Raw genomic sequence first — 7,828 nt, forward strand, 5'->3', positions numbered from 1 at the left:
GGGCCGGTGGACGCGCCTCGGGGCGCGGTCGGCCGGGTGAGATGAGACATGCCCCCACCCTTCGCCGGGCGCCCGGCCGGGAACAACGCCGAAGATCTCATCCTTGTATGAGCCAGGCTCATCGATCGACGGAAGGGGCGCTGTGGGCGGGCTGGAGATCCGGGAGCTCGAATGCTTTCTCGTGCTCGCGGAGGAGCTGCACTTCGGCCGGGCCGGCGAGCGTCTCTACGTATCGCAGAGCCGCGTCAGCCAGCTGCTGCGCTCCCTGGAGGGCCGCCTCGGCGCCCGCCTCGTGGAGCGAACGAGCCGCCGGGTGCGTCTGACACCGCTCGGCGAGCGCTTCCTCGCGGAGCTGCGGCCCGCGTACGAGGCGCTGCGCGCGACGGTCGAGGACGCGAAGGACCGTGCCCGTGGGGTCGAGGGCAGCTTGCGGCTCGGGTTCCAGGGGACGGCGGACGCACTCCTGATGCGGGCGATCGCCGCGTTCCAGAGCGCGCATCCGGCGTGTGTGACGGAGATCGTGGAGATCCCGTTCGCCGACCCGTTCGGCGCCGTGCGGCGCGGCGAGGTGGACGCGGCGATCGTGCTGCTGCCGGTGGCCGAACCGGACATCGTCCTGGGCCCGGTCTTCTCGAAGGAGCGGCAGAACGTGGCGGTTTCGCTGCGCCACCCCTTCGCGGCCCGCTCCTCGCTCACCGCCGGCGAACTGGCCGGCACCCCGCTGATCGCGGCGGCCGCGCCCGCCCCCGCGTACTGGCGCGAGGCCCACGCACCCTCGGCCGCGTCCGGCCCGGCGGTCACCACCCTCCAGGAGGGCCTCACGCTGGTCGCCGCCGGCCGCGGCGCCATGCTGCTGTGCCGGCCCACGGCCGACTACCACGGCCGCGAGGACGTCACCTTCGTCCCGGTCGACGGGCTCCCGGACTCGGTCCTCGGCATGGTCTGGCACCGGGACGGCGAGACCGAACGGGTGCGGGCGTTCGGGCGGGCGCTGACGGACGTGACGTAGGCGTCAAGGGCGGCGTACCTCGTAGAGGAAGCAGCCGTACTCCACGGCCCGTACGTGGACGAGTGCCACGTCGGGATCGGCGAAGGCCTCCGTGAACGCCTCGTCGAAGGTCGCCGGAGGCTCCACGAGACGGCCGCCGAGGATGCGGCCCTCCGCCGAGTAGCGCCGGACCGTGCGATGGGCGTTGGCGAACGGGTGGCCGGTCAAGGACGGTCCCGCGCAGTCGTCCACGTGGATGAAGACCGGGCCCTGTTCGTCGTACGCCCCCGGATCCGCACCCGACTCCGCCGCCCAGCGGCGCAGCGGGGCATACGAGACCAGGGCGATCCGCTCACCGGGCTCGCTGCGGCGCAGGCAGCAACGGAGCGGCGCGCCGCCCTCGTCGTCCGCGAAGGGGGCCATCGGACGGCCCGCGTCGTCCGTGGAGCGCAGTTCCTTCAGGGCAGCCGGTTCGATGGGACGTGCGTGATAGCTGGTCATGCAGTCCAGGCTGGCCCCCGCCCGGCCAGGGCACCGGCGGGAAACGGACATCGCATTCGCCATAGCTCCCATGGAAGGATGGCGCAACTACCACATACCGAGGAGATGACCGCGTGCCTGGCACAAACCTGACCCGCGAAGAGGCTCAGCAGCGGGCGAAGCTGCTCACCGTTGACTCGTACGAGATCGATCTCGACCTCTCCGGCGCGCAGGAGGGAGGCACCTACCGGTCCGTGACCACGGTGCGCTTCGACTCGGTCGAGAACGGCGCGGAATCCTTCATCGATCTGGTGGCCCCGACCGTCCACGAGGTCGTCCTCAACGGCGACCACCTCGACCCGGACCAGGTCTTCAAGGACTCGCGGATCGCGCTCCCGGGCATCCTGGAGGGGCGCAACGTCCTGCGGGTCGTGGCCGACTGCGCGTACACCAACACCGGTGAAGGACTGCACCGGTTCGTCGACCCGGTCGACCAACAGGCCTACCTCTACACGCAGTTCGAGGTGCCGGACGCCCGCCGCGTCTTCGCATCCTTCGAGCAGCCCGACCTGAAGGCCACCTTCCAGTTCACCGTGAAGGCACCCACGGGCTGGACCGTCATCTCCAACTCGCCGACGCCCGAGCCCAAGGACGACACCTGGGTCTTCGAGCCGACGCCGAGGATCTCCACGTACATCACCGCGCTCATCGTCGGTCCGTACCACAGTGTCCACAGCGTGTACGAGAAGGACGGGCGGTCCGTGCCGCTCGGCATCTACTGCCGTCCCTCCCTCGCCGAGTACCTGGACTCGGACGCGATCTTCGAGGTCACGCGGCTGGGCTTCGACTGGTTCCAGGAGAAGTTCGACTACGCGTACCCGTTCAAGAAGTACGACCAGCTCTTCGTGCCGGAGTTCAACGCGGGCGCGATGGAGAACGCGGGCGCGGTCACCATCCGCGACCAGTACGTCTTCCGGTCGAAGGTGACGGACGCGGCGTACGAGATGCGCGCCGAGACCATCCTGCACGAGCTGGCCCACATGTGGTTCGGCGACCTCGTGACCATGGAGTGGTGGAACGACCTCTGGCTGAACGAGTCGTTCGCGACATACACCTCGATCGCCTGCCTCTCGTACGCCCCCGAGAGCCGGTGGCCGCACTCGTGGACCACCTTCGCGAACCAGATGAAGACCTGGGCGTACCGCCAGGACCAGCTCCCCTCCACGCACCCGATCATGGCCGAGATCCGCGACCTGGACGACGTGCTCGTCAACTTCGACGGGATCACGTACGCGAAGGGCGCGAGCGTGCTCAAGCAGCTTGTCGCGTACGTCGGCATGGACGAGTTCTTCCGCGGTGTGCAGGCGTACTTCAAGACGCACGCGTACGGCAACACGCGGCTGTCCGACCTCCTCGGCGCACTGGAGGAGACCAGCGGCCGTGACCTGAAGAACTGGTCGGAGAACTGGCTCCAGACGGCGGGCATCAACATCCTCCGCCCGGAGATCGAGACGGACGCGAACGGCGTCGTCACGTCCTTCGCCATCCGCCAGGAGGCCCCGGCCCTGCCCGTCGGCGCCAAGGGCGAGCCGACGCTGCGCCCGCACCGCATCGCCATCGGCCTGTACGACCTGGACAGTTCAGAAGGCGCCAGCGGCAAGCTGATGCGCGACGACGAGAGCGGGCGGATCGAGCTGGACGTGGACGGTGAACTGACCCCCGTCCCGCAGCTGGTGGGCAAGCGCCGCCCGGCGGTCGTACTCCTCAACGACGACGACCTGTCGTACGCGAAGGTCCGCCTCGACGAGCAGTCGCTGGCCTTCGTGACACAGCACCTGGGCGACTTCGAGGCGTCCCTGCCCCGCGCCCTGTGCTGGGCCTCGGCCTGGGACATGACGCGCGACGCGGAACTCGCCACCCGCGACTACCTGTCGCTCGTCCTGTCCGGCATCGGCAAGGAGTCCGACATCGGCGTCGTGCAGTCGCTGCACCGCCAGGTGAAGCTGGCCCTCGACCTGTACGCGGACCCGGCCTGGCGCGAGACCGGCCTCACCCGCTGGACCGTGGCCGCGCTCGAGCACCTGCGTGCGGCCGAGCCGGGCAGCGACCACCAGCTGGCCTGGGCGCGCGCCTTCGCGGCGACCGCCCGCACACCCGAGCAGCTGGACCTCCTGGAGGGGCTGCTCAGCGGCAGGGAGACCATCGAGGGGCTGGCCGTCGACACCGAGCTGCGCTGGACGTTCGTGCAGCAGCTCGTGGTGGCGGGGCGGTTCGACGAGGCGGAGATCACGGCCGAGTACGAGCGCGACAAGACGGCCGCCGGTGAGCGCCATGCGGCCACCGCGCGGGCCGCCCGGCCGACCGAGGCGGCGAAGGCGGAGGCGTGGGCCTCGGTCGTCGAGTCCGACAAGCTCCCGAACGCCGTGCAGGAAGCGGTGATCGGCGGCTTCGTGCAGACCGACCAGCGCGAACTGCTCGCCCCGTACACGGAGAAGTACTTCGCGGCGGTCAAGGACGTCTGGGAGTCCCGCTCCCACGAGATGGCCCAGCAGATCGCGGTCGGCCTCTACCCGGTCGTGCAGGTCTCCCAGGACACCCTGGACAGGACGGACGCCTGGCTGGCCTCCGCCGAGCCCAACGCGGCGCTGCGCCGTCTGGTCTCGGAATCCCGCTCGGGCGTGGAACGCGCACTGAAGGCCCAGGCGGCGGACGCGGCCGCCACCCAGGAGTAGGCCGTACGCGTATGGGGGCGCCCGGTGTCGTACCGGGCGCCCCTTTCACGTATCCAGGAGCCGTCGGGCCGGCCGGAGCTGGTGCGGGGCCGGACGGATCACGTTCGTCGGCCGGCCGCGCCCCGTAGGGGCGCGGGGCTGTATCAATTTGCGGCTCCGCCGCGATGGGGGTCCCCCCGCTCGAGCGCAGCCGAGAGTGGGGGAGCGACCAGCCCTCACCGGCCCGCAGTCCCCGACGCGCCCCGTAGGGGCGCGGGGAACTGCGCGACCAGCCCCCACCGACCCGTGGATGAATCACCGCCCTCCCAGCGGAGCGCCCCCACGGAGCGTCGACGTTCAGCCCGGGAACATTCCCCCCGTGACGTTCACGAGCGTCCCGGTGATCCCGCCCGCGTGGTCGGAGGCGAGGAAGGCGGCCGTGGCGCAGATCTCCGGGAGGGTCGGGTTGCGGCGGGTCATCCGCAGGGCGGCCAGGTTGTCGAGGATGCCGCGCAGGCCCTCCTCGTCCAGCTGAAGGCTGCTGTCGGTCGCGGCGAGGCTCTCGGGGGTCAGCGTCTCGGGGATTCCGGCCACCCACAGGCCCACGGCCCGCACCCCGCGCGGGCCCAGTTCCATCGCGAGGTTGCGGACCAGCACATCGATCGCCCCGTCGGCCGCGCCCGTACCGCCCATCATCGGACTGCCGTGCGCCGAGCCGCTGTTGAGCGTGAGGATCACGCCGGAACCACGTTCGGCCATGTGCCGGACGGCGGCCCGTGCGGTGATGAGGTTCGTGGTGATGCCGGTGACGACGGGCCGTACGAAGTCGTCGACGGCCATGTCGACGATCGGTACGCCCTGCACGTCGCCGCGCGTGACGAGGTTGAGCGAGATGTCGATGCCGCCCGCCTCGGCGGCCACGGACGCCGCGTGCGCGTCGACGGCCGCCTCGTCCAGCGCGTCCACGACGGCCGTCTCGGCGTGGCCGCCGGCCGACGTGATGTCCTTGGCCACCGCGTCGAGCGTCTCGCGCGTACGTCCGGCCAGGTGCACCCGCGCACCTTCGCGGGCGAAGGTACGGGCGACCGCGCCGCCGATGCTTCCGCCGGCGCCGTACACGATCGCGGTCTTGTTGTTGAGCAGCATGTCGGGGTCCTCCCTCGAAGCGTTTCGGGTCGGACATAGAGACGTACGCGCTGCCGTCGGGTCATCGGTGCGGGGCATGCGGAGTGTGCGGGGGTCACAACCGCAGCGGCAGCCCGAACGCCGGGAAGAGGTGCGGCTCGAACGACGTGATCTCCACGATCTCGTCGCCCTTGATGCGCAGCACGTCGAGAACCTGCGCGCGGTAGACCGTGGTGCCCGGCCGCCGTACGTAACCCCCGGCCGCGAGCTGCCCGTTGGCGCGCGCCGGCAGATGGCGCCAGTCGCCGAGGAACATCGGAGAGGCCGGGTCCAGGCTCTGTGTGACGAATTCCAGGAAAGTGTCACGCCCCACGAACCAGTACGGGTTCGGCGGCATCGTCAGCTTCACGTCCTCGCTCAGCAGAGCGGCCATCTCGTCGACGTCGACGTGCTCGGCGGCGGCCATGTACCGCTTGAGAACAGCGCGTTCCCGTTCGCTCGGCTCGGCGGCGGGCGTCCAGTCGGTGCGGTGGCGGGGCAGATGGGTGCGCAGGGTGGGGCGGGCCCGCTGGAGCGCGCTGTTGACCGAGGCCACGGTCATGTCCAGGATCTCGGCGGTGTCGGCGGCCGGGAGGTCGAGTACGTCGCGGAGGATCAGTACGGCCCGCTGGCGGGGCGGCAGATGCTGGATCGCCGCGAGGAACACCAGCTCCATGGTCTCGCGGGACACGGCGGCCGCGTCCGGTTCCTGCTCCCGTGACGGCAGATCCTCGTCGGGGTACGGCTGGAGCCAGGTGATACGGGCCGGGGGCTCCGCCCTGCCGTGGTTCATGCCCGGCAGCGGCTCGTACTTCTGCGGGCGGCGGCGGGTACGGCGCTGGAAGTCGAGGCAGGTGTTGGTGGCGATCCGGTACAGCCAGGACCGCACACTGGACCGCCCCTCGAAGTCGCCCCTGGCCCGCCAGGCCCGCAGGAACGTCTCCTGCACCAGGTCCTCGGAGTCGTCGTACGAGCCGGTCATGCGGTAGCAGTGGACCTGGAGTTCACGGCGGTGGGGCTCGACGAGTGCGGCGAAGTCGCCTTCGTCGGCGGTGAGCCTGGGCCGGGGCGTTTCCGTCACGGTGGTGGGTGTGACGGATCGCTGGGGCGGGGCCTGCTCCTTGGCCGCGTCCCGCGCGACCCGGGCGACGCGGCGCAACCTGCCCACGGACGACGTCAGTTCGGTCACCCCGGAGTAGAGGACGGAGGGCGGCTGCGGCACCAGCTCCCGCACCTGCCGCCCGATGTCACCGATCAACTCCTGCACGGTGGCGGCCGCTTGCGGCTCCTTGCGCTCCCGGTACGCCTTCTGCCGGCACGCGGCCGAGCAGTACACCGAGGACCGGCCCTTCCGGCCGACCCGCGAGGGCAGCGGCTTGCCACAGCTGCGGCACACGTCCTCGACCACGGGGCACCTCCGGGTAATGCGCTCTGTTACGCCATTGCGCCGTAATACGTCACGCAGGGGCGACGTGACGCTTTCGGCTCCGCCCTTGTCCGCCCTTGCGTCACACGGGACGGCGTGACGCTATCGCCTCCGCCTCGGAACGCGGCGTTCCGTGCCCGCGCGCCACCGCCGAAGAGCGACCGGCCCGCTTTCGGACCGTCGTACGTACCCTCGTACGTACCGTCGTACGCGGCCCGAGCTGTCCCACCACCGTCGCCCCGAACGCCAGCGCCATGCCCGCCAGTTGTACGGGCCCGAGCGCCTCACCGAGCGCGGCCCAGCCGACGACGGCCGCGGTCAGCGGCGAGAGCGGGCCGAGGAAGGTGACCTGGGTGGCGGCGAGGCGGCCGATGCCGCGGAACCAGAGCCAGTACGCCACCGCCGTGTTGGCCAGCGCGAGGTAGAGGTAGCCGCCGACCGCCCGGCCGTCGAGCGCGGGCGGCTCCCCCTCGACGAGCAGCGCGACCGGAGCGATCAGCAGGCCGCCCGCGGTCAGCTGCCAGCCGGTGAGCGCCAGCGGGCCCACGCCGTCGGGACGCCCCCACCTCTTGGTGAGCACCGTCCCGGCGGACATCGACGCGGTCGCGGCGACGGCCGCCGTGACGCCTATGACGTCCAGCGCACCGGCCGCCTTCAGTACGACGAGGCTGACGCCGAGCGCCGCCGCGAGGCCCGTGAGGAGCGTACGGACGGTCGGGCGCTCGGCGAGCAGGACCGCCGCAAGGCCCGCGACGAACAGCGGTCCTACGGAGCCGACGACCGCCGCCATGCCGCCGGGCAGGCGGTAGGCGGAGAGGAAGAGGAGCGGGAAGAACGCGCCGATGTTCAGCGCGCCCAGGACCGCCGCCTTCCACCACCAGACGCCGTGCGGCAGCTTACGGGCGACGGCCAGCAGGACGAGTCCGGCGGGCAGGGCTCGCACCAGCCCGGTGAACAGGGGTCGGTCGGCCGGCAGGAACTCCGTGGTGACGGCGTAGGTGGTGCCCCAGGAGATGGGGGCCAGGGCGGTGAGTCCAATGGTGACGAGGGCGGTAGGGG

The 7,828-nt window shown here is 71.3% G+C and carries 6 protein-coding genes; 2 read left to right on the forward strand and 4 right to left on the reverse strand.

Annotated features, from left to right (window positions below):
• The first annotated feature begins 142 nt into the window (after positions 1-142).
• Positions 143-1,009: a LysR substrate-binding domain-containing protein gene (locus G5C60_RS48350; RefSeq protein ID WP_165270283.1), complete on the forward strand. Its 867-nt coding sequence runs from the start codon at positions 143-145 to the stop codon at positions 1,007-1,009.
• 3 nt (positions 1,010-1,012) lie between these two features.
• Here G5C60_RS48350 and G5C60_RS48355 read toward each other — a convergent pair whose 3' ends face one another.
• Positions 1,013-1,489: a DUF1203 domain-containing protein gene (locus G5C60_RS48355; RefSeq protein ID WP_165270285.1), complete on the reverse strand. Its 477-nt coding sequence runs from the start codon at positions 1,487-1,489 to the stop codon at positions 1,013-1,015.
• Positions 1,490-1,602: 113 nt separating this feature from the next.
• Here G5C60_RS48355 and pepN point away from each other — a divergent pair, with 113 nt between their 5' ends.
• Positions 1,603-4,200 carry an aminopeptidase N gene (pepN, locus tag G5C60_RS48360; RefSeq protein ID WP_165270287.1) on the forward strand — a complete coding sequence of 866 codons (2,598 nt, stop codon included), beginning with the start codon at positions 1,603-1,605 and terminating at the stop codon, positions 4,198-4,200.
• A 336-nt stretch (positions 4,201-4,536) separates the two neighbouring features.
• On the opposite strand, the gene G5C60_RS48365 is transcribed toward pepN, so the two are convergent.
• The 3 genes from G5C60_RS48365 to G5C60_RS48375 all read right to left on the reverse strand — a co-directional run bounded on the left by G5C60_RS48365 (position 4,537) and on the right by G5C60_RS48375 (position 7,808).
• Positions 4,537-5,325: an SDR family NAD(P)-dependent oxidoreductase gene (locus tag G5C60_RS48365; RefSeq protein ID WP_165270289.1), complete on the reverse strand. Its 789-nt coding sequence runs from the start codon at positions 5,323-5,325 to the stop codon at positions 4,537-4,539.
• Between the two features lie 94 nt (positions 5,326-5,419).
• The gene (locus G5C60_RS48370) at positions 5,420-6,751 is read right to left on the reverse strand and encodes an RNA polymerase subunit sigma-70 (RefSeq protein ID WP_165270291.1); all 1,332 of its coding nucleotides are present in this window, start codon (positions 6,749-6,751) and stop codon (positions 5,420-5,422) included.
• Between the two features lie 100 nt (positions 6,752-6,851).
• Positions 6,852-7,808: an EamA family transporter gene (locus tag G5C60_RS48375; RefSeq protein ID WP_165270293.1), complete on the reverse strand. Its 957-nt coding sequence runs from the start codon at positions 7,806-7,808 to the stop codon at positions 6,852-6,854.
• Between the last annotated feature and the right edge of the window lie 20 nt (positions 7,809-7,828).

Source organism: Streptomyces scabichelini, assembly GCF_011045015.1.
In the GTDB taxonomy this organism is placed as follows: Bacteria; Actinomycetota; Actinomycetes; order Streptomycetales; family Streptomycetaceae; genus Streptomyces; species Streptomyces scabichelini.